This is a genomic window from Solwaraspora sp. WMMD792, assembly GCF_029626105.1.
Classification (GTDB): Bacteria; Actinomycetota; Actinomycetes; order Mycobacteriales; family Micromonosporaceae; genus Micromonospora_E.
This window is the reverse complement of record NZ_JARUBH010000007.1, coordinates 1-17,713: the sequence shown is the minus strand read 5'-3', so window position 1 is coordinate 17,713 and position 17,713 is coordinate 1. Positions and strand designations below refer to the sequence as shown.

The window sequence follows — 17,713 nt, the reverse complement described above, 5'->3', positions numbered from 1 at the left end:
GGGACACAGCCAATGCCCGGGGCCGGCGATCGTTGCCCAGAAGCCGGCGATCGTGGCCAGGGCGAAGCAAATCGTCGAAGGAGATGACGTGATCAGTGAGGAAGACCTCCGCAGGATCGCTATCGCGGTCAACGGCTGGATTTACCCCAAGGATGGGCCGGCGCTGCACACGGCGGCCCGTGGTGCCGCCGCTGATGCCGCGAGAGCGGTTCGTGACGTCGCAACCCTGCGGGTGGAGGTGCGGGAGGCGCTCGGCCGGGACTGGGTCGACGAGGACGCCATCATCGCCGGGGTGCTGACCGGGCTCGCCGCCCGGCCACCGGAGGAAGCGGCGACCGCCCTGGTCGCGGTCCTCGGCGAGGAGCGCGCCGCCGCGCTCGGCCGGGCGCTGCTCGCCACCAACTGATGGACCCAGGCCTACTCACCGCGCTGGTCGGCGCCGGCGCGGCGGTGCTCGGCGCCGCGGTCGGCGGGCCGGCCGCCGGCGCAATGGTCGGCCGCCGGCTCCGCCAGGCCCAGGCCCAGCACGCCGCCGCCCAGGCGAAGCACCTGCAGGCCGAGACGACCCGGATCAGCCAGGACGTCTACCAGCAGCTGACAAGTGACCTGCGAGACGCGCTGGACCGGGCCCGGAGCCAGATCACCGACCTGCGTGAGGCGTTGCGGCTCACCAGTGCTGAAGAGGAGAGGCTTCGCCAGCGGGTGACCGACCTGGAGTCACGGCTGGCGCAACTGGCGACCGCTGAGGCGGGCCTGGCCGACGAGCTACGCCGGACCCAAGGCGACCGGGACCGGCTTCGTGAGGTCCTGGCCGCCCGCGACGCCACGATCCTGCAGCTGCGCGGCCAGGTCGAGGACCTGACCGCACAGTTGCACCTTGCCCGCCCATCGCCGGCATAGAGCCGGTGAAAGATAGGAGACCCTCGTGCCACAGACCCCGACCGATCCAGCCGATCCGCTGCAGGCGGCGGCCGGCACCCGCGCCGGCATCGAGGCCGCGCTGACCGGCCGACACCGGTCGACCGTCCAGATCGCCCGGCACCTTGCCTGGTCGCACCTGCCGCCACCGCTGGCCGCCGTATCTGCCCGCATCGGCAGCGCGGTGCTCGACCTCGTCGCGGACCTCCCGGACGGTCCGGAGCTGACCACCGCGATTCGCCGGGCGGTCGAGGCGAAGGACTGCCTTGTCCGCGCGGCCGTCGACGCGACCGACGAGGAGCGATGACCATGGCCAGTCCTGTCACCACCCAGTCCCGCCACCCGTGGCGGGCCACCCTCCGGACGGCCGTCGCCGCGGCGATCGCCGCGCTGCCGCTGATCCCGCTCGCCGCGACCGAGGCCGGAATCGACACCGTGCCGGCCGTCGCCGGCGTCGTCGCGGTCACCGGCGCCATCACCCGAGTCATGGCCATCCCCGGCGTCGACGCCTGGATGCGGCGGTACGCGCCGTGGCTGGCGTCCGCACCCCGACACGAGGTCCCGCCTGGACGCTGACCTCCGTACACAGCAGCGGCCCCGCACCGAGTCCGGTGCGGGGCCGCTCCGCCATGTCTCAGAAGTCTGGACAGATGTACTGCCGCACCACAGCCAGGATCTGGGTGGCGGTCTCCTCCCCGAACCCGTCCGGATACCCCGGCGCCGAAAATCGCAAGTTCGTGAGCTGGACGAGCTTTGCCTCGTCTGCCTCGCCGTTGCCGATTGACTGGCACTGGCTCCGGCCACGGTCGATGATCGTCTTCTCGTCCTTGTCTCCGACGATGTCCGGGTTGATGTCCTTCAGCGCGCTGATGTAGGCAGCCCAATCTTCAGGCGATGGGGTAGGCGGGATCCCGGCGGCCGCAGCGGCGGAGGCAAGGCTGTCGTCCGCCGGTGCCGACGTCGGGGCCGGCGTGGCCGCGTCCTCGTCAGAGCCGGCACCGCAGCCCAGAGCGGTGACGGCGGCCGCCACGATCGCGGCCACCAACATTCTGTTACGCACGTCGTCTCCTCGGTTCTCGTGGGGCCCCGCCGTCGCCGGCCGGGGCGGGGCCGTCGGGGTACGGGCGGGCGCGATCACGGTGCCAGCGGCGGCCGCAGCACGCCATCGGACCGTCGGGCAGGCGACACCCACCGTTACGGGGATGAGACTCGGGTGCACCGCCGCATGCTCGTGGCTAGGCCCACTCCACCACGACACGCCAGCGCGCCGGCCACCACGGCTCACCGGTCTGGGCGCGCAGCCACACCCCCGGCGCGGCGGCGGTCACGTCCAGGCAGAGCAGCTGCCCGCTCCGACCGTAGACCCGGACGACGATCACGGCCGTGACGGCACGGTGCACCGCCATGGCCTTGAGAGCAGGGTGGTCCGGCGTGGCCACCGCCACGACAGCAGCGGATGGTCGGCCACGCCGGCATCGTCCAGCTCATCCCGTCGGTCCGCGCGCCACTGCACCGCGCGGATCAGGTCGGGGCACCCCTCGGGCTCGCACTCCGGGCATCGTGGCCAGACCGGTGGTGGCGGGCCGTGGTGGATGGCCAGTATTCGCGCCGCCGTGGCGTCGTCCATCGGCCCGGTCATATGGATCGCCGCACCAGGCGGTACTTGGCGATGGCCCGGCGGGTACGGGCCCACACCAGCTGCGGGCAGTCCTCGGTGCCGGGGCAGTCGGTGTGACAGCGGTGGCCGGCGGCGTGTGCGTGCACGGCGCCGGCCGCCGCGTCGTCGATGTCCTGATCGGTGATCGGCCCGTCGTCCATCGCGGTCACCGCGTTGGACTCCCGTCGATCCAGGTCCACGCCACGAACCGCTCGTGCAGCTCGGCAGGGTCGGTGATACCCGCCTCGCGAGCCGCGACGGTCAGCATCTCGCCGATGTCGACCGACAGCGCGAGCGGTTCGCTGGCGTACGCCTCCGCCAGCTGGACGCGGGCCGGCGAACACGGCCAGGGCGTACCGTCCGGGCACACGACGCAGTCCCACGTCGGCCGGTGCGGGGTGTGTGCCGGCTCGACGGCCGGGGCGGCCGGTCTGGACGTGCCGGTCACGGCAGGATGGTGCGGCCGCCGTTGCCGCCGCGCTGGTCGGCACGGTCGGTGCGGGTCGCAGGCCGGGTGTCGGTCGGCCGGGCGGGCTGGTCGACCCACCGGCGGCGGCCGGGCACCGGACGGACGACGTCGACCACGCCTGCGTCGCGGAGGAACCACTTCCCGATCATCTTCGCGCTCCTCGAGTCAGCGGGGCGGCGGCCCGGCGAGCACGGGGGAACCCGGCCGGACCGCCGCCGATCCGGGGTGGCCCGGCCCCGCGGATCCGCGCGCTGGATGCCGATCAGGACCGGGCCGGCTGGGCGGCTGAGCGGCCCGCCCATCTTTGCGTACGCAAAGCGTTGGACTGAGTGTGACCGCAGTAACGACGCGACGTCAAGGCTTTGCGTACGCCTAAACTGGGCCACATGGCGGGCTATCGGGAGATCGCAGCGGACCTCCGCGAGGCGATCGCGGCGGGCGAGTACGCGCCCGGCGCCCAGATCCCGACCGAGCACGCCCTGGCAGAGCGGTACGGCGTGTCACGGGAGACGGTGCGTCGGGCACTGGCCGAACTGCGCGCCGCCGGCGTACTCGAGTCGGCCCGGGCCGCAGGAACGCGAGTCGCGGCGCCACCGGTGCGGCTGGCGCTGGCGCGGTACGCAGCCGTCGCCGACCCCGCCCGCACTCGGGCGAACCTCGGCCCGTGGGAGACCGCCTGCGCCGACCAGGGCATCGACGGGTCGGTGGAAGTCGTATCGGTCGAGGAGGCCATACCTGCACCACCCGGCGTAGCCGCGCGGCTGGCTCTGCCTGCCGGCGCCTCAATGGTGCTGCGCCGCCGTCGCCACTTGATGGACGGCCGTGTCGTCCAGCTGCATGAGTCGTGGATGCCGCGTGACCTGGTGGCGGGCACGGCGCTCGCCGGGCAGGGCAAGGTGGTCGGCGGCGTGTACGCCGCGTTGGCCGCTGCCGGCATGCGGCCGGCGACCGCGAGCGAGGAGCTGTCGGCGCGGCCTGCTGCGTTGGCCGAGCAATCGGACCTGGGCTTGGCGGCGGTGGGCTGGGTGCTTGAGCTGTGGCGCACGACGCGAGACGTCACCGGCCGGCCGCTGGAGGCGTTGCAGGTGGTGTCGGATGCCCGCCGGGTGACGTACGTGTACGACGATCTGCCGATACGGGGCGAGAGGTGACCATCATGGACCGGGTCCAGGCGTTGGAAAAGCTGACCGCGGCCGCTACGGCGGTCGACGAGGCCGAGGCTGAGATGCTGGCGGCTGCCGCGCTGGACACCGTGATGTCCCATCCAGGGCTGCGGTACGCGCCCGTCGACCAACGGGCCACCAGGTGGGTGGCGGCGTGCGACGGCGTGCTGCTCGGGTACCTGTGGTCGGAGCCGGGGCGGCTGCTCGGCGGGTGGACAGCCGCACGGCTGGACGAGTCAGACCGGCTCGGCCCGTTCTCCACTGGTCGGGCCGCCGCAGCGGCGCTCGCCCGGCACTGTGGTGCAGCTCCTGCACACACCGGCCCAACGTAACTGCTAGTGATCTAAAGTTGACATTGAGCCGGGGGGGGGGGGGGGTCCTCGATGAGGGGTTCAGCCCCACCCCCGCCCCCCGCCCCGGCTCAGTCTCCAGATCGGACGACGGGCCGGCCAAGGCGGTGCCGGTCAAGGCGGTGCCGGTCCATGAACCCATCCGCGTACGCGCGTGCCACGGCGCGGCTGCGGGTGCGGGAGATCGCGGCGTGTGCCGCGACGCCAGCCGCGAGCGCGGCGGCGGCGATAATCGGTGTGGACAGTCGTTCGAGCATCATCGGTGATGCGCCTCCGGCAGTGGAGTCCCCGTTTGAAGATCTCACCGTAAGTGGATCGCTACGGCATTGACCTCGGGTGATCGGCCGGGATCCCAGCCAGCAGGACGCGAGGGTCATACGTCTGTCCGACCGGATGATCATCCAGTTAGGTGCCCCTCAGTCATGGTTGACGACTGATCAACGACGAGTACGTCCACGGTCGTTGAACCTACTCGCCAGCCCGGCGGCCGACGCATACACCTCACGGATCGCCTCGGCGTAGCGGGCCGGGGTGTGTTCGGCGCAGCGGGCCGCCGCCGCGGCCGCCTGCCGGCGGGCCGTGTCCGGGTCGAGCAGCAGCCGCAGCACCCCGCCGGCCAGCGCACCCGGCTGCGGCTCGGTGCGCAGTGCGGCGCCGGCAAGCGCGCCGTGCGCGTGCAACGCCCGGTCGACAAGTACCACCGGCACCCCGGCCAGGCCGGCTTCCTGCAGGACCAATGCCTGGGTGTCGGTCTGCGAGGCGAACGCGAACACCTCGGCGGCCCCGTACGCCGCAGCCACCACCTCCGGACCCTGCTGGCCGGTGAGGGTGATCCGGGCAGCCACCCGAGGGTCGATGGTGCGCAGCAGCGCGGCCAGCCAGCGCGGCTCGTACAGGGCACCGACCAGCACCAGCCGGGCGGTCGGGCAGCCGACCAGCACCCGCTCGAACGCGGTGATCAGCAGGTCGATGCCCTTCTCCCGGTTGATCCGACCCACGTAGAGGACCACCCGGTCGCTGGGCGTGATGCCGTGGCCGTACCGGAAGGCGTTGATCTCGTCGGCGGTGGTGCGGCGGGCCGCGACCCCGGTCGGCACCAGGTGCACCCGGTCGGCGGGCACCGGCAGGTGGATTCGGTCCAGCACCGCCCGGGTCGGCACCACCACCGCGTCGGCGCCGCCGAGCAGCAGGGTGTTGGTGGCGTCCATGGCGGCCCGGCGGCGGGCGACGGCGCCGCTGGCCATCGGCCGGTGGTCACGGGCGTGGCCGGCCGGTGCCGCCGCCGGGCGGGGTACGCCGAGCCGGCGGGCGTACAGCCGGACGCCGGCGCTGAGCGCACGGGCCGGCACCCGGTACGCGTCGGCGTACGCGTGCAGGTCGGTGTGGTAGGTCTGGACCAGCGGCAGACCGAGCCGGCGGGCGGTGAGGACGCCGAGCAGCCCGACCGGTCCGGGGGTGTGCACGTGCACCACGTCCGGGGCGTGGGCGGCGATCTCGGCGATGGTGCCGGTGGCGGCGGCGCCGCGCAGCAGCCACGGCGACAACCGCAGGTCGGCGACTCCGCAGGGCAGCGCACGTAGCCGCAGCACGTCCGCCTCGGTCGGCTGGTCCGGGTGCCGGGGCACCACGATCAGGCCGGGATGCCCGGCGGCGGCCGACGCCGCCGCGAGAGTCCGCAGCGAGGTGACCACCCCGTCGCGGCGGGGCAGGTACGTGTCGGTGAAGTGCACTGCTCGCACGTCAGGCACGGTGGGTCACCGGGGCCAACATGATGTAACGGTAGGCCAACAGCGCCGTTAAGTCTGCTCGTCCGATCAGCCGACGGCCAAGATCGTGAACTCGCTGGCGACGTAGACTCGCGGGCATGACAGGACTCGCGGCATGGCAGCGGTGAGCACCCCGGCACCCGCGCGCCACGATCTGGCCGAGGTGGGGCGGAACGCGGCAACCCTGCGTAGCTTCCTGCACGGGCTGCCCGGCGTCGATGAGGTCGGCGCGCGGCAGCGGGCCGCGACGCTCGGCACCCGGTCGATCAAGACGACGGCCAAGGCGTGGGCGATCGACCTGGCCGTCCGGATGGTCGATCTGACCACCCTCGAAGGCGCCGACACCCCCGGCAAGGTACGCGCGTTGTGCGCCAAGGCCCGCCGCCCCGACCCGACCGACCCGGACTGCCCACCGGTCGCCGCGGTCTGCGTCTACCCGTCGATGGTGCCGACCGCCGCCGAGGCGCTCACCGGCTCCGGCGTGCACCTGGCCAGCGTGGCCACCGCCTTCCCGTCCGGGCAGGCGCCGCTGGAGGTGAAGCTGGCCGACACCCGGGCGGCAGTCGCCGCCGGCGCCGACGAGATCGACATGGTGATCAACCGGGGGGCGTTCCTCGCCGGCCGCTACGAGCAGGTGTACGCCGAGATCGTCGCGGTCAAGCAGGCCTGCGGCGACGCCCATCTCAAGGTCATCCTGGAGACCGGGGAGCTGGCCACCTACGACAACGTGCGCCGCGCCTCCTGGCTGGCGATGCTGGCCGGCGGCGACTTCATCAAGACCTCCACCGGCAAGGTGCCGGTCGCCGCGACCCTGCCCGTCACCCTGATCATGCTGGAGGCGGTACGGGACTTCTACGCCGCCACCGGGCGGCGGATCGGCGTCAAGCCGGCCGGCGGCATCCGCACCACCAAGGACGCGATCAAGTACCTGGTGCTGGTCAACGAGACCGCCGGCGACGAGTGGCTCACCCCCGACCTGTTCCGGTTCGGCGCTTCCACCCTGCTCAACGACCTGCTGATGCAGCGGTCGAAGCTGCACACCGGGGTCTACTCCGGTCCCGACTACGTCACCCTGGACTGATCAGCGTGTTCGACTACGCACCGGCACCCGAGTCCCGCTCGGTCGTCACCATCCGCGACTCGTACGGCCTGTTCATCGACGGCGAGTTCGTCGACCCGACCGACGGCGGGGCCCGCAAGACCGTCAACCCGGCCACCGAGGAGGTCCTCGCCGAGGTCGCCGAGGCCGGCCCCGGCGACGTCGACCGGGCGGTGGCCGCCGCGCGTACGGCGTACCAGCGGGTCTGGGGTCCGATGCCCGGCCGCGACCGGGCCAAGTACCTGTTCCGGATCGCCCGGGCGCTCGCCGAACGCAGCCGCTGAGCTGGATGGACCGGCCCTCCTGGTGGCTGGTCCAGCTCGGCCGGCGGCGGCTGCTTGGGAGGGCGCCGCCGCCGGCCGGGTAACCCCGGTCTTCCCCGGCCGGCCGGGACCTGGAGTGGTCCCCACGGGCCGACTCCAGCGGTCGCTACGACCGGCCGGCCGGGGAGCACTTCGTGCGCTGCGCCTGCTGCTCGGCGTGGCCCTCGTGCTGGGCGCGCTGGTCGGCCTGGTCGCGGTCGGCGGCGCCGAGCTGCTGACGCGCGGGCTGGTCGACCCGGCCGCCCTGGCCGCCGCCGGCGCCCTGGTGCTGTTCGCCGCCACCGCCCCGGTCCGCCGGTCTTCCCCACGGCGGTCCGGGCGTCGTCGGGTGCGTGCGCCGTGCCGGGGAGGGCCGGCGCACGCACCCCATCCACAAACGGCAGCGGCCCTCGCCGCGACATCGGCAAGGGCCACCCATCCCAACCATCGACGTGAGAGGTCGACGTGGAACACGAGAGTACCGAAAACCAACCGGACACCGTACCGACCAGGTCCGACATCTGCGGCCAGCCGGCCGTCAACACCGTGGTGGCCACCACCAACGACGACTCCGGCCAGCCGACCCCGATCCGCCCGGGTGTGATCCGGACCGGGGCGTACGCCGGCACCGTCTCGACGTGCGATGCGCACGTCGACCAGGCCACCGCCGGCCTGCGCGCCGCCGGCCTCGTGGTCGATGTGTTCGCGCCGATCATCCCGACGGCGGCGGTGTGCGGCGAGATCTGGCGGGTCGCCGCCGACTCGGTGCTCACCCCCGACGGCGGACCGGAGCACCAGGCGCTGCAGCGGGCGGCGGCGGGCACCGGCCCCGGTCCGGAGACCGCACCGGTCGACCCGACCCCCGACCCCGACCCGGCCGGTGACGCCGGCGGGCACGGGGTGGCGGGCGGCTGGTCCGGCCCGGCCGGCTGCGGCGCCAGGTGCCTCTGCGGGCTGGCCGTGGACGGATTCGACAGCATGGCTCCGGCGCTGGCGCTGCTGGACGAGCACATCGCCGGCGCCACCACCGCCGACTCGCCGGAGGACGTGCCGGTGTCCCCGGCCGCTGACGTCGCCGTCGACGTCGTCCAGCGGTGCGGCCGGCCGGCGGTGGCCGGTGTGGCGACGCAGCCACACCCGCTGCGCTGGACCGGCCCACGGACGTACGCGGGCACCATCTGGGTTTGCGCCGGGCACGAGGACGTGGTGACGGAACAGGCCCGGACCGGCGGGCTGGACACCGGGCTGGTCGGCGCTCCGGAGCGGGTGCGGTGCGGCGAGATCTCCGCCGAGGGAGTTGACCTGGCCGACGTGCCGGCCGGCGCGTGGCCGCGCCTGGCGGTGCTCGCAGCTGCGAACGTCACCGCCGTCGACGCCGGCCGGGCCCCAGACGACGCGATTCCGTCGGTGCGTGCCACCGAGCTGCGGCCGGGGATGTGGGTGGCGACCGGCCGGGACGACGTGCCCGGTGTCGAGGTCCGCGCCGTCGAGGTTGGCGCCGCCGGACTGGTCGGGGTGCTCCTGGCCGGCCCGGAGTACGCCGAGCACCACGCCGACGACCTGGTGCCGCTGGTCGACGAGGAGACGGTGGCCGCCGCTGCCGAGGCGCTGCGTGTGCGGACCCGCCGTCAGCTGATGCTGGACGGGCTGCGCGCCCTGGTCGCGGCCGCCGAGCGGGACCCGTCGATCCTGCCGGTCGACCGGCTGCAGGTGACCGGCCGCGCCGCCAACCTCGCCGGTCTGCAGGCGTTCGCCGCCGAGCTCGGCTCCGACGTGGTCCCGGTCGGTGAGCGCCTGGTCGCCGAGCTGCTGACCGGCGGCGGTCCGGCCGATGACCTCGGCGGGTCGTCCGCGCCGCTGTCGATCGAGATGTACGTCTACAACGACGCCGACCCCGCCGACCAGCCGGCCCCGCCTGCGCGGGGAACCGCCGCCGTGGTGGTGCCGGCACAGCCGACCGGGGGTGACCTGTGACCGCCAAGATCGGACCGTACAACAGCGAGGACGAGGCGTTGGCCGCGCCACTGCCCCGGCAACTGGCCGAACTGCACACCACCGGCCGCATCCGGCCCGGTGACGGCACGGCCGAGGGCACGCGCCGGGCAGCCCTGATCGCCGCCGCCGTCGACGCCGGCGTCGAGCTGGGCGACCTGGACCACCGGGTGCTCGCCTGGCTGGCCAGCTGGGAGACCGCGACCGTGCAGGTCGTGATCGGCCTCCTGGCGCGGGCGCACGCCGCCGGCCGGGCCGCCGGCCCGGCACCGCTGGCGCAGGACCCGCCACGCCCCCCGGCCACCCCGGCACCGGGCCAGCCGGCCGACGTCACCGCCGCGCTGCTGGCCGAGGCAACCGACCCGTGCGAGGCCGCCGCCGTCGAACTGCTGGCCGGCGCCGGCCTGCTCGACCACCCGGCCGTGACCCGACGCATCACCTCACCCGGCGTCGTCGGATGGAACGCCCTGCACCTGGCCGCACTGGATGACGCCCTGGGCGACGACATCACCGACGCCCAGCACCACCTTCTGTCCCTGGCCTGCAGCCTGGGCAGCCGCGGACTGCTCCCGGCCTGCCTCCGCCAAGCCCTGTGGGGCATGTGGGAGACCCCGGACACGGCCGGCCTGGTGCTCGGCGCGATCCGGACCGCCCTGGGCGGTGATCGCCGGTGACCACGGGGATCGCAGCCGCGCTGCCCGAGGCCGGCGGGCTGCTGATCATGGCGCTGATCGTCGCTGGCGGGCACGCGGTGCGGGTGCTGGCCGGTCGGGCACGCCGTGCGGCCGCCGCCCGGCGGGCTGATCGGGCGGCCCGGGTGGCGGCCCGGCAGGCGCGGCGGGCCGCTGCCGACCGGGCGTGGCACGACCGCCTGGCCGCGCTGCTCGACGAGCACCAGCCGGCGGGAGGTGCGCGCCGATGAAGGTGTTCGCCTCGCATTTCTGGGCCGGGTCCGGATGGTGGACGGCGCCGATCCACCCGCTGTGGCTGGCGGCCGCGCTGCTGCTGTTCGCGGGCGCGCTCCGGGCCGCCGTGGTGGTGCGCCGCCGGCGGACCCGCCGCCTGAACGAGCACTGGGCGTCCGTGACCGCCGCCCTCGCCGTCCGGCCGCGCCATCACGACCTGTCGACCTGGGCGGTCGTCGCGATCACCGTGGCGGTGTCGGTACCGGTCAGCGCGGTGATCGGCGCGGTGGTGGCGCTGATCGCGGTCACCGTGGCCGGTGCGGGCCGGGGCGACCCCTGGGCCCGTGCCGCCCGCGTGGCGGGCCTGACCCGCGACGTCCGCGACGCCCTGGACCTCGCCCGCCCCAGCACCACCGCCCACGACCAGACCGAGCAGAGAGGACAGCAGCAATGATTCTGCTGATCGTCGCGGCAGCCTGCCTGGTGGTCGCCGCGCTCGCGGCCGCCGTGCGCCGGGGCCTCCTCAGCACCGCCGCCGCCGAGGACCGGCACGAGGGCTGGGACATGCACACCGGGGAGTTGTCGGCGCTGCGCGTCGAGCTGACGCAGGACCTGCCCGCCTCAGCCCTGCCGTGGCCGGAGCCGGTCGACGGCGAACGCTGGCCGGAGCCCGTGACCGGACGTACGGCGCCCGCTGGCGGGGTGTACCGCTCGGCTCCGGTGCCCGTCGTGGACACGGGCCGGCGCCGGGCGGAGCCGCCGGACGACGGCACCGGCCAGTGGGCCGCCGCGAACCCAGCCACAGCAGGCGTCAATCCGTGGTTCGCGCAGCACGTGGCCAGGTCGACGGCCCGGGGCGGGTCGTGGTGACCGCCGGTACGCCCGGGTGGCCGCGCCGTGCGGCCACCCGGGCCCCGGCCCCACCGGCGGAGCTCGCCGGCGCGGCCGGCGCACGCGCACAGGTGTGGATCGCGGTCGCCCGTGCCGGTGTCACCGCCCACAAGATCCGGCCGACGACCGACGACAAGCAGCGCCGGACGGTGTGCGGCCGGTTCGTCAGCTCCGCCGAGCGGGAGCAGGGCCAGGTGCTCGCGGCCGCCGTGGTCGCCGAGCGCTACCGCGCGGCCTGGTGCCCGCACTGCTGGCCATCACCCCAGACACAGACAGAGGTGAGCCGATGACGGCCAACCTGCCGGTGTACGGCGTGCGGGAGATCCCGGACGGCCTGGCCACGGTGACGATGCTGCGCCGGATGCGCCGCAAGCCCGCACCCGACCAGGCCCCGGCCGGCATCCTCCGCTACAGCCGCGGCAAGGACACCACGCACCTGTTCACGGTCGCCGACACCGTGGCGATGCGGCCGCTGACCGCCCGGCAGCGGGCGGCGGCCGAGGCCAGCCGCGTCTACCCCCGGCACTGCGAGGTGTGCGGGTGGGACGCCGGCGGGCCGCTGCCGTCGAACGGCCGTGGCGCGCACCGGTGCCCGGCCTGCGACGCCGAGGACCGCTACGACCAAGTCCGCGCCTGGCGCGCCCAGCAGCGGTCCGAGGCCTCCGCCTGGGCCGCCGAGGCACTCGCTGACCCGACCGCCATGGTGGTGGCGACCCGGTCGATCGACCTGGCCCCCGCCGGGCCGGGGCAGACGGTGAAGCGGACCGCCGTCGCCGAACTCGTCGTCGTGTCGCTCGCCGATCCGGCGGTGGACCGGCTGCACATCACGTTGATCCCGGACCGGCGGCCGAAACGCAAGCGGGACCTGCCGGCCGGCGGCCGGCTCGTCGAGGCCGCCGCGCCGGGCGTGGCGGCCTGGGTGACCGGTCGGCGGGTCGTGGCCTGGTCGGAGTGGGAGGTCTCCGCCCTGGACTGGGACCTGCGGGACGCCGGAGTCCAGCCACCCCGGCCGGGGACGCGGCTGATCTACCTGCCGCGTCTGCGGGCGATGAGCCACCAGTACAGCCAGTGGTGCGGACACATCGGGTCGGCCGGCGTGGTCGACCAGTCGCGGCCGCCGGGCGGCCCGGTGGAGGAAGTCGACTGGATCGTCGACACGCTGCGCCGGATGGCCGCCTCACCGGTTCGGGGAGTCAGCCAGTGACCGGGCAGACCCAGCCGGCGCTGTGGCGGGTGCCGCCGGAGACCCGGACGGCGCTCGAGTCACCGGAGTTGCTGGTCGACCTGGCGGCCGCGATCGAGTCGGCGGACGCCGCAGCAGCGGGTGAGAGCCGCTGGTCGCGGGCGGTCGCCGCCGCTGGTCGGGTCCGCGATGTGCTGCGGGCCCGGATGGTGCCGGAGGCCGCGCCCCGGTCCTGCCAGTCGCCGGCCCTGCTGCGCGTCGCGGAGGAACGGCTCCGGCAGATCGAACGCAAGCGGTACGACGCCGTCCACGATGACCAGCGCACGTCCGGCCAGCTGTGGCAGATGGCGTGCTGGTGGGCCGATCCGGAGTCGACCTGGCTCGACTGGCCGTACGTCGATGGCTATCCGGAGCACGGTGACCGCGTCGCCGACCTCGTGCGTGCCGCCGCCCTGCTGACGGCCGAGGCGGACCGGATGCTGCGGCTCAGAGCCCAGGGACTGGCGTGACCGCGCGCCCGCCGGCCCGGCCGGACCTGCCTCCGGTGCTGTGCCTGGACTGCGCGACGCCGCTCACCGACCCCAAAGCGCGGGCGCGTCGGGTCGGATCGCTGTGCTGGCGGCGCCGGCGGGCCGAGGCCCGCCGCCAGGAACAGGCGGCGGCCGCCTCGGTGCTCCCCGACCCGGTGCGGGTGCGTGGCGGCCGCGACGCCGGCCACGACGGACCAACGCTCGTCGACCCGGCCGGCGTCATCGAGGAGGCATCCCGGTGACCCGCCGCACCCCGGCCCGGTCGCGGGTACCGCCGCACCTCCACCAGGCCACACGAGATCTGCCGGCGGACCACCGTGGCCGCCGGGTCTGTGTCGTGTGCGGGCTGCTCGGCGAGCCGGGCGACGCGCACCACCCGATCACCCTGCCAACCACCCCGGTGTCCCCGGTCCTCGCCGCCGCTGCGGCGGCTCGGGACGCCGCGATCTTGGGAGAACGAGATGCCGATTGAGGATGACGAGTTCGAGACGGCGTACCGGGCCGCGATGGCTGCCCGGCCGGGTCAGGCCGTCTACCCGGACGACGTCCGCAGGTCACTCGGCCAGGCCCGGCGGCCCGCCCTCCGGACGCCGGCACCGGTCCGGCCCGCCCCCGTCAAGCCGGTGGCCCGGCCGGCCGTCGCCGAACCGGCGCCAGCGTCGCCGGCGGCCGCCGTGGCGTCGACGGGCGTCGAGCGCGCGGGTTGGCTCGGCCGGCGCTGGCGGTGGCACGCCACGGTGATCACTCCGTCCGGCGACGAGCACACCGTCACCGGCCACGCGTGGCGCTGGGCGACGGCGTGTGACCGCGCTGCCCGGGTCGCGCAGATCCTGCTGACGCAGGTGACCGATGGGTGACCCGACCAAGCCCGCGCGACAGGAGCTGGGGACTGAGGTCTGGGTGCACAGCACGTGGGACCACCTCATCAGGGTCCGCGACCACCTAGGGCTGATCGGCCTCCTCGTCGTGCCGACCACCAAGGCTGGCAAGCCAGCACCGGTCGATCCGCAGCTCATCAGCAAGGGCCGGTACTCCTGGCACGGCCGCTACCACCTGACCGGAGGCGGCGGTGCGTAACCGCGACCTCCGGCGTGTGCAGCAGGACTTGGCCGCCCGGCGGGCCCGGACACCGGCCGAGGCCGCCGAGCGTGCCCACCGTGGTGCCGCGCTGGTGCGGCGGGCGCTCGCCGGCGAACCGGTCCCGGACCCACCGCAGGCGACCGCCGGGCCTCGGCCGGCCCGGCCGCCGGTGCTGGACGAACTGGTGTCCTGCGCGGGCTGCTACCGGCCGCACGTCGGCGAGCCGGGCTCGCTGTGCGAGGCCTGCGCCGGCGCGCAGCCGGTGCGACTGGACGACATCGAGACGGGAGTGGGCTGAGTGACGAGTCAGCAGGATGTGGAGGCGGCGGTCCGGGCCGAGCTCGGCCGCCTCGCCTGCGACGCCGTTCAGGCGCTCCGCCGGGTCGGCGTGCCGGTGCCGGTGATGCCCGGCACGGCGGCCGCCGCCAACGAGGTGGAGGCGCTGCGCGCGCAGGTCGCCCGCCTGACTGAGCAGCGGACCGCCCTTATCCGGCTATGCCAGCAGATCCTCGACAGGTGCGGCGGGCAACTTGGCGGGCCGTTCCTGCTGCTCGCCGTGGCCGAGGGCTGGCGGCGGCAACTGGCCGAGGCGTCTGCCGACGACCCGCCGCCCGACTGAGTCCATCGCCCTTGCCCAGCTGCTGTTCTCCGTGGCCCGGCCTGCCGAAACGGCGGGCCGGGCCGCATCGCATCCACAGGAATCCATAGACGTTGATGATCATCTACGGGGGGCGGTAATGCCCTACTGGCTCGAAGACGACGCCTTCCCGAACTGGCCGGTGTGGGATGTGCTCAGCGCAGGGAACGTCGACATGGCGGACCGGCTGCAGTCCGCGTACGTCCGATGCAAGAGCACGACCGCCGGCGTGCTCGCGGACGGCTACCTCACCGAGCAGGCCGCGTTGACTCAGTGCCGGGGCCGGCCCAAGGTCCTGGCGCTGCTGGCGACGGCGGTGCTGGACCGGCCGCCCTTGCTCCACCGGCGTGGTGATGAGTGCGAGTGCCTCGGCGACGGCGTGTGGATCGACGGCTACGCCTACCGCGTCCATGCGTTCTCAAAGCGGAACCCGTCGCGCAAGGAGTACAACCGCAACCGCGCGCAGAAGGCTGATTTGCGCGACAGCAGGCTGAAGGCACTGGTGTACGGCCGCGACGGCGGCTGCTGCCGCTTCTGCCACAGCGGGCCACTTAACCCCAAGAGCGGCCGCGCGAAGGACGCACGCAAGCGTCTGCAGTACGACCACGTCGACCCAGACGCGCCGGCCGGCCCCGAGGGACGCAACCTCGTCGTGGCGTGTGGCCGGTGCAACGAGTCCAAGGGGCACAGGACGCCCGACGAGGCGGACATGGTGCTGCTGCCCCCGCCCACCCCGGAGGAGGCCGCCGCGTGGCACGCGCGCGGCCCCGTCGTGCTCGACCCGCCGCCGGCCAGCGCCATCCCGGCCGCCCCGGCGGATCACCGACCGATCAGCGACCAATCAACGACGAACCACGAACACGAACAAAAACCGACCAGTGATCGCGATGACGAACCGATCACCGGTCCCGACAGTGATGCGAACGACGATCACACGCCACCACTGCACCCAACACCAGCACCGACCAGCGACGGCCCGATGAGGGAACAGCGCCCGGAAGGGTCCGGGCTGGGTCGGGGCGGGCCACCGCGCTCATCAGCACCGCCACCCCCGCCCGCCGCAGCCTGGACCGGCCAGCCAGTGAGGTCCCAGGAGTACCCGGACATCTACCACCGACGCAGCCGCGGACCTGCCAGACCAACCGCACCACCACCAGCCGACCACCCAGCGATCCCCGACCCCGGCCCACCGGACTACCGCTGGCCCGCCGGGTCGGTGCCCACCCGTCCGCCCGGAGAGGAACCCACCGGTGGCTAACCAGACCGACCCGACGCCGGACGCGGTGCGCGGGCAGATCGAGGCGCTGCGGGAGGCCTACTCGTGGCTGGCCCTGCTGGTCGAGCCGGGCCGGGAGCGCCGGCCGGGCCGGCCGGTCGATGACGCCCAGGCGGAGCGGCTGGAGGCGCAGGGCCGGGCGGATCGCGCGTACCGGCAGTGGAACATCTCCCGTGGCCTGTCGGCTCTGCCCCCGTCGCCGGCGGCCGCCTCGGTCACGGTGGTCGACGCGCAGGCCTCCGTACGCCGGCGGGTGCTGGACATCGCGCACCGGGTGGCCGCCTGGCAGCACGCCAGCTGGGTCGGCGGGCCCGACGTCGACCAGGTGCTGTCCTGGCTCGACGAGGCCGGGCCGGGCCGGCCGGCGGTCGTCGACGAGCTACGCGACCGCCGACGACTCAGCTGGCTCGTCGACGAGCTGGCGACCGCCGTCGCGTCCGCCCGGCAGGCGGCCGGGGTGGTGGCAGAGCCGGTGCGGCCGGTGGCGTGGCGCTGCCCGGCCTGCGGGTCGCCGTCGCTGCAGCTGGCCCACCCGGGCGCGGACAAGTCGCTGTGGACCATCTCGTGTGTCCGACGGGCCTGCCGGTGCGCGGGTGCCGGGTGCGGGTGTCTGCGGCGGGACCGCCGTCAGGGCCTCGCCCACGTCTGGACTCGGGCGGAGCTGCCAACGCTGGCGCAGGCGGTGGCGATCGCGGACCGGGTCGCCCGGCAAGGGCGGCCGGTGACCGGTTCGGCGGCGGCCGGGCATGGCGGCTGGTCGGATCGGCGGACCGTACGGTGAGCGGGGTGGTCGTCGACGGGCAGGGCCGGCAGTGGTGGACCACCTCGTACGCCGTGCTGCAGCTGCAGGTGGCCCGCCACTGCCTGGGTGATTGGGTGCGCAGGTCCCGTGCTGCCGGGCATGTCGCCGGTGCCGATCCGGCGGACTGCCCGGCCTGCCCGCCCGACGCGGCCGCGTTCCCTCACGTCGACCCGCCGGCACGCCGTGGCCGGGTGTACGGCTATCAGGCTGAGCAGTTGTTGAACGTCGAGGCACATACCGGACGCGCGGGCCGGCCAGGGCGACGGAGGGCACTTTGACAAGATCGCGTTCCAATCTCATCATTGGTGCAGCGCCAGGAGTCTGCCCACGATCGGGAAGTGCGGCGTGATGGATCCCCGCCCCCGCAAGACCCCCAGCCAGTGGCGTACCGCCCCGTTGCCCCGGGGGTGGCGGACCCGGATCGTCCCGCGGATCCTGCGCCGCGACCGCACGTGCACGTTGCGCACGCATTGCAGGGGCGCACAGTCCACCGAGGTCGACCACATCGGCGACCCGGAGGATCACGGCGACCACAACCTTCGCGGGGTGTGCTCGCGGTGTCACGCGCATCGGACCGGGCAGCAGGGCGCGGCAGCGAGCAACGCGGCGCGGCCGACGAGGCGGCGGCCGGATCGAGGCGCCCATCCTGGCCTGATTGTCACTGACGGTGACGGTAGGGGTGGGGGGTGCCCC

At 74.4% G+C, this 17,713-nt stretch carries 30 protein-coding genes and 2 pseudogenes; 25 read left to right on the top strand and 7 right to left on the bottom strand.

Annotation, left to right across the window (positions count from 1 at the left end; genetic code table 11):
- From O7629_RS01165 to O7629_RS01150, 4 genes and pseudogenes are all read left to right on the top strand, one after another.
- Positions 1-406 (top strand): annotated as a pseudogene (locus O7629_RS01165) (hypothetical protein); the annotation flags it as partial.
- A complete protein-coding gene (locus tag O7629_RS01160; protein WP_278127512.1) occupies positions 406-900 on the top strand; it encodes a hypothetical protein in 495 nt (164 codons plus the stop codon). The pseudogene O7629_RS01165 and the gene O7629_RS01160, both read left to right, overlap by 1 nt.
- Before the next feature lie 25 nt (positions 901-925).
- Positions 926-1,225: a hypothetical protein gene (locus O7629_RS01155; protein WP_278127511.1), complete on the top strand. Its 300-nt coding sequence runs from the start codon at positions 926-928 to the stop codon at positions 1,223-1,225.
- Between the two features lie 2 nt (positions 1,226-1,227).
- Complete coding sequence (locus O7629_RS01150) at positions 1,228-1,494, top strand: hypothetical protein (protein ID WP_278127510.1); 267 nt, start codon at positions 1,228-1,230, stop codon at positions 1,492-1,494.
- Between the two features lie 58 nt (positions 1,495-1,552).
- Here the strand turns inward: O7629_RS01150 and O7629_RS01145 are convergent, their stop codons facing one another.
- The 5 genes from O7629_RS01145 to O7629_RS01125 form a co-directional block, all read right to left on the bottom strand.
- Entirely contained in the window at positions 1,553-1,978 is a 426-nt protein-coding gene (locus O7629_RS01145) for a hypothetical protein (protein WP_278166963.1), read from the bottom strand.
- 175 nt (positions 1,979-2,153) lie between these two features.
- The gene (locus tag O7629_RS01140) at positions 2,154-2,363 is read right to left on the bottom strand and encodes a hypothetical protein (protein WP_278166964.1); all 210 of its coding nucleotides are present in this window, start codon (positions 2,361-2,363) and stop codon (positions 2,154-2,156) included.
- Positions 2,364-2,553: 190 nt separating this feature from the next.
- On the bottom strand, positions 2,554-2,745 hold the full coding sequence (locus O7629_RS01135; protein WP_278166965.1) for a hypothetical protein: 192 nt from the start codon (positions 2,743-2,745) through the stop codon (positions 2,554-2,556).
- Entirely contained in the window at positions 2,742-3,023 is a 282-nt protein-coding gene (locus tag O7629_RS01130; protein ID WP_278166967.1) for a hypothetical protein, read from the bottom strand. Before O7629_RS01130 ends, O7629_RS01135 begins: the two co-directional genes overlap by 4 nt.
- Complete coding sequence (locus O7629_RS01125; RefSeq protein WP_278166968.1) at positions 3,020-3,193, bottom strand: hypothetical protein; 174 nt, start codon at positions 3,191-3,193, stop codon at positions 3,020-3,022. Before O7629_RS01125 ends, O7629_RS01130 begins: the two co-directional genes overlap by 4 nt.
- Before the next feature lie 237 nt (positions 3,194-3,430).
- On the opposite strand from O7629_RS01125, the gene O7629_RS01120 reads away from it, so the two are divergent.
- Both O7629_RS01120 and O7629_RS01115 read left to right on the top strand, forming a co-directional pair.
- Positions 3,431-4,195 (top strand): GntR family transcriptional regulator, encoded by a 765-nt coding sequence (locus O7629_RS01120; RefSeq protein ID WP_278166970.1) that lies wholly within the window; start codon positions 3,431-3,433, stop codon positions 4,193-4,195.
- Positions 4,196-4,200: 5 nt separating this feature from the next.
- Positions 4,201-4,539, top strand: coding sequence for a hypothetical protein (locus tag O7629_RS01115; RefSeq protein WP_278166971.1), 339 nt, complete (start codon positions 4,201-4,203; stop codon positions 4,537-4,539).
- Between the two features lie 455 nt (positions 4,540-4,994).
- Here O7629_RS01115 and O7629_RS01110 read toward each other — a convergent pair whose 3' ends face one another.
- Entirely contained in the window at positions 4,995-6,296 is a 1,302-nt protein-coding gene (locus O7629_RS01110; protein ID WP_278166972.1) for a glycosyltransferase, read from the bottom strand.
- Between the two features lie 142 nt (positions 6,297-6,438).
- On the opposite strand from O7629_RS01110, the gene deoC reads away from it, so the two are divergent.
- Together deoC and O7629_RS01100 are read left to right on the top strand one after the other, a co-directional pair.
- Complete coding sequence (deoC, locus tag O7629_RS01105; RefSeq protein WP_278166973.1) at positions 6,439-7,404, top strand: deoxyribose-phosphate aldolase; 966 nt, start codon at positions 6,439-6,441, stop codon at positions 7,402-7,404.
- A gap of 5 nt (positions 7,405-7,409) precedes the next feature.
- Positions 7,410-7,703 (top strand): annotated as a pseudogene (locus O7629_RS01100) (aldehyde dehydrogenase family protein); the annotation flags it as partial.
- Between the two features lie 148 nt (positions 7,704-7,851).
- Here the strand turns inward: O7629_RS01100 and O7629_RS01095 are convergent.
- The gene (locus O7629_RS01095; RefSeq protein ID WP_278166994.1) at positions 7,852-8,106 is read right to left on the bottom strand and encodes a hypothetical protein; all 255 of its coding nucleotides are present in this window, start codon (positions 8,104-8,106) and stop codon (positions 7,852-7,854) included.
- An 83-nt stretch (positions 8,107-8,189) separates the two neighbouring features.
- Between O7629_RS01095 and O7629_RS01090 the strand changes: the two genes are divergently transcribed.
- The 17 genes from O7629_RS01090 (at position 8,190) to O7629_RS01010 (ending at position 17,298) form a co-directional block, all read left to right on the top strand.
- Positions 8,190-9,698 carry a hypothetical protein gene (locus tag O7629_RS01090; RefSeq protein WP_278166975.1) on the top strand — a complete coding sequence of 503 codons (1,509 nt, stop codon included), beginning with the start codon at positions 8,190-8,192 and terminating at the stop codon, positions 9,696-9,698.
- Positions 9,695-10,390: a hypothetical protein gene (locus O7629_RS01085; RefSeq protein WP_278166976.1), complete on the top strand. Its 696-nt coding sequence runs from the start codon at positions 9,695-9,697 to the stop codon at positions 10,388-10,390. Before O7629_RS01090 ends, O7629_RS01085 begins: the two co-directional genes overlap by 4 nt.
- Entirely contained in the window at positions 10,387-10,638 is a 252-nt protein-coding gene (locus O7629_RS01080) for a hypothetical protein (protein ID WP_278166977.1), read from the top strand. The genes O7629_RS01085 and O7629_RS01080 overlap by 4 nt, the downstream gene beginning before the upstream one ends.
- Positions 10,635-11,075: a hypothetical protein gene (locus O7629_RS01075; RefSeq protein WP_278166978.1), complete on the top strand. Its 441-nt coding sequence runs from the start codon at positions 10,635-10,637 to the stop codon at positions 11,073-11,075. Before O7629_RS01080 ends, O7629_RS01075 begins: the two co-directional genes overlap by 4 nt.
- Positions 11,072-11,491 (top strand): hypothetical protein, encoded by a 420-nt coding sequence (locus O7629_RS01070; RefSeq protein WP_278166979.1) that lies wholly within the window; start codon positions 11,072-11,074, stop codon positions 11,489-11,491. Before O7629_RS01075 ends, O7629_RS01070 begins: the two co-directional genes overlap by 4 nt.
- Entirely contained in the window at positions 11,488-11,802 is a 315-nt protein-coding gene (locus O7629_RS01065) for a hypothetical protein (protein WP_278166980.1), read from the top strand. Before O7629_RS01070 ends, O7629_RS01065 begins: the two co-directional genes overlap by 4 nt.
- On the top strand, positions 11,799-12,716 hold the full coding sequence (locus O7629_RS01060; protein ID WP_278166981.1) for a hypothetical protein: 918 nt from the start codon (positions 11,799-11,801) through the stop codon (positions 12,714-12,716). Before O7629_RS01065 ends, O7629_RS01060 begins: the two co-directional genes overlap by 4 nt.
- Positions 12,713-13,204 (top strand): hypothetical protein, encoded by a 492-nt coding sequence (locus O7629_RS01055; RefSeq protein ID WP_278166982.1) that lies wholly within the window; start codon positions 12,713-12,715, stop codon positions 13,202-13,204. Before O7629_RS01060 ends, O7629_RS01055 begins: the two co-directional genes overlap by 4 nt.
- Positions 13,201-13,467, top strand: a complete 267-nt coding sequence (locus O7629_RS01050) for a DUF6011 domain-containing protein (RefSeq protein ID WP_278166983.1) — start codon at positions 13,201-13,203, stop codon at positions 13,465-13,467. The genes O7629_RS01055 and O7629_RS01050 overlap by 4 nt, the downstream gene beginning before the upstream one ends.
- A complete protein-coding gene (locus O7629_RS01045; protein WP_278166984.1) occupies positions 13,464-13,697 on the top strand; it encodes a hypothetical protein in 234 nt (77 codons plus the stop codon). The genes O7629_RS01050 and O7629_RS01045 overlap by 4 nt, the downstream gene beginning before the upstream one ends.
- Complete coding sequence (locus O7629_RS01040; protein ID WP_278166985.1) at positions 13,687-14,082, top strand: hypothetical protein; 396 nt, start codon at positions 13,687-13,689, stop codon at positions 14,080-14,082. Before O7629_RS01045 ends, O7629_RS01040 begins: the two co-directional genes overlap by 11 nt.
- On the top strand, positions 14,075-14,302 hold the full coding sequence (locus O7629_RS01035) for a hypothetical protein (RefSeq protein WP_278166986.1): 228 nt from the start codon (positions 14,075-14,077) through the stop codon (positions 14,300-14,302). The genes O7629_RS01040 and O7629_RS01035 overlap by 8 nt, the downstream gene beginning before the upstream one ends.
- Positions 14,295-14,603, top strand: a complete 309-nt coding sequence (locus O7629_RS01030; protein WP_278166987.1) for a hypothetical protein — start codon at positions 14,295-14,297, stop codon at positions 14,601-14,603. Before O7629_RS01035 ends, O7629_RS01030 begins: the two co-directional genes overlap by 8 nt.
- Positions 14,604-14,924, top strand: coding sequence for a hypothetical protein (locus tag O7629_RS01025; RefSeq protein WP_278166988.1), 321 nt, complete (start codon positions 14,604-14,606; stop codon positions 14,922-14,924).
- A 118-nt stretch (positions 14,925-15,042) separates the two neighbouring features.
- Positions 15,043-16,200 (top strand): hypothetical protein, encoded by a 1,158-nt coding sequence (locus O7629_RS01020; RefSeq protein ID WP_278166989.1) that lies wholly within the window; start codon positions 15,043-15,045, stop codon positions 16,198-16,200.
- Positions 16,193-16,999 (top strand): hypothetical protein, encoded by an 807-nt coding sequence (locus O7629_RS01015; RefSeq protein ID WP_278166990.1) that lies wholly within the window; start codon positions 16,193-16,195, stop codon positions 16,997-16,999. The genes O7629_RS01020 and O7629_RS01015 overlap by 8 nt, the downstream gene beginning before the upstream one ends.
- On the top strand, positions 16,996-17,298 hold the full coding sequence (locus O7629_RS01010) for a hypothetical protein (protein ID WP_278166992.1): 303 nt from the start codon (positions 16,996-16,998) through the stop codon (positions 17,296-17,298). Before O7629_RS01015 ends, O7629_RS01010 begins: the two co-directional genes overlap by 4 nt.
- The last annotated feature ends 415 nt before the right edge of the window (positions 17,299-17,713 follow it).

Excerpts from the sequence above, each read along its gene's own strand:
- O7629_RS01160 (WP_278127512.1), top strand. The coding sequence starts at position 406 with ATGGACCCAGGCCTACTCACCGCGCTGGTCGGCGCCGGCGCGGCGGTG.
- O7629_RS01150 (WP_278127510.1), top strand. The coding sequence starts at position 1,228 with ATGGCCAGTCCTGTCACCACCCAGTCCCGCCACCCGTGGCGGGCCACC.
- O7629_RS01125 (WP_278166968.1), bottom strand. The coding sequence starts at position 3,193 with ATGATCGGGAAGTGGTTCCTCCGCGACGCAGGCGTGGTCGACGTCGTC.
- O7629_RS01120 (WP_278166970.1), top strand. The coding sequence starts at position 3,431 with ATGGCGGGCTATCGGGAGATCGCAGCGGACCTCCGCGAGGCGATCGCG.
- O7629_RS01115 (WP_278166971.1), top strand. The coding sequence starts at position 4,201 with ATGGACCGGGTCCAGGCGTTGGAAAAGCTGACCGCGGCCGCTACGGCG.
- deoC (WP_278166973.1), top strand. The coding sequence starts at position 6,439 with ATGGCAGCGGTGAGCACCCCGGCACCCGCGCGCCACGATCTGGCCGAG.
- O7629_RS01075 (WP_278166978.1), top strand. The coding sequence starts at position 10,635 with ATGAAGGTGTTCGCCTCGCATTTCTGGGCCGGGTCCGGATGGTGGACG.
- O7629_RS01070 (WP_278166979.1), top strand. The coding sequence starts at position 11,072 with ATGATTCTGCTGATCGTCGCGGCAGCCTGCCTGGTGGTCGCCGCGCTC.
- O7629_RS01060 (WP_278166981.1), top strand. The coding sequence starts at position 11,799 with ATGACGGCCAACCTGCCGGTGTACGGCGTGCGGGAGATCCCGGACGGC.
- O7629_RS01040 (WP_278166985.1), top strand. The coding sequence starts at position 13,687 with ATGCCGATTGAGGATGACGAGTTCGAGACGGCGTACCGGGCCGCGATG.
- O7629_RS01035 (WP_278166986.1), top strand. The coding sequence starts at position 14,075 with ATGGGTGACCCGACCAAGCCCGCGCGACAGGAGCTGGGGACTGAGGTC.
- O7629_RS01020 (WP_278166989.1), top strand. The coding sequence starts at position 15,043 with ATGCCCTACTGGCTCGAAGACGACGCCTTCCCGAACTGGCCGGTGTGG.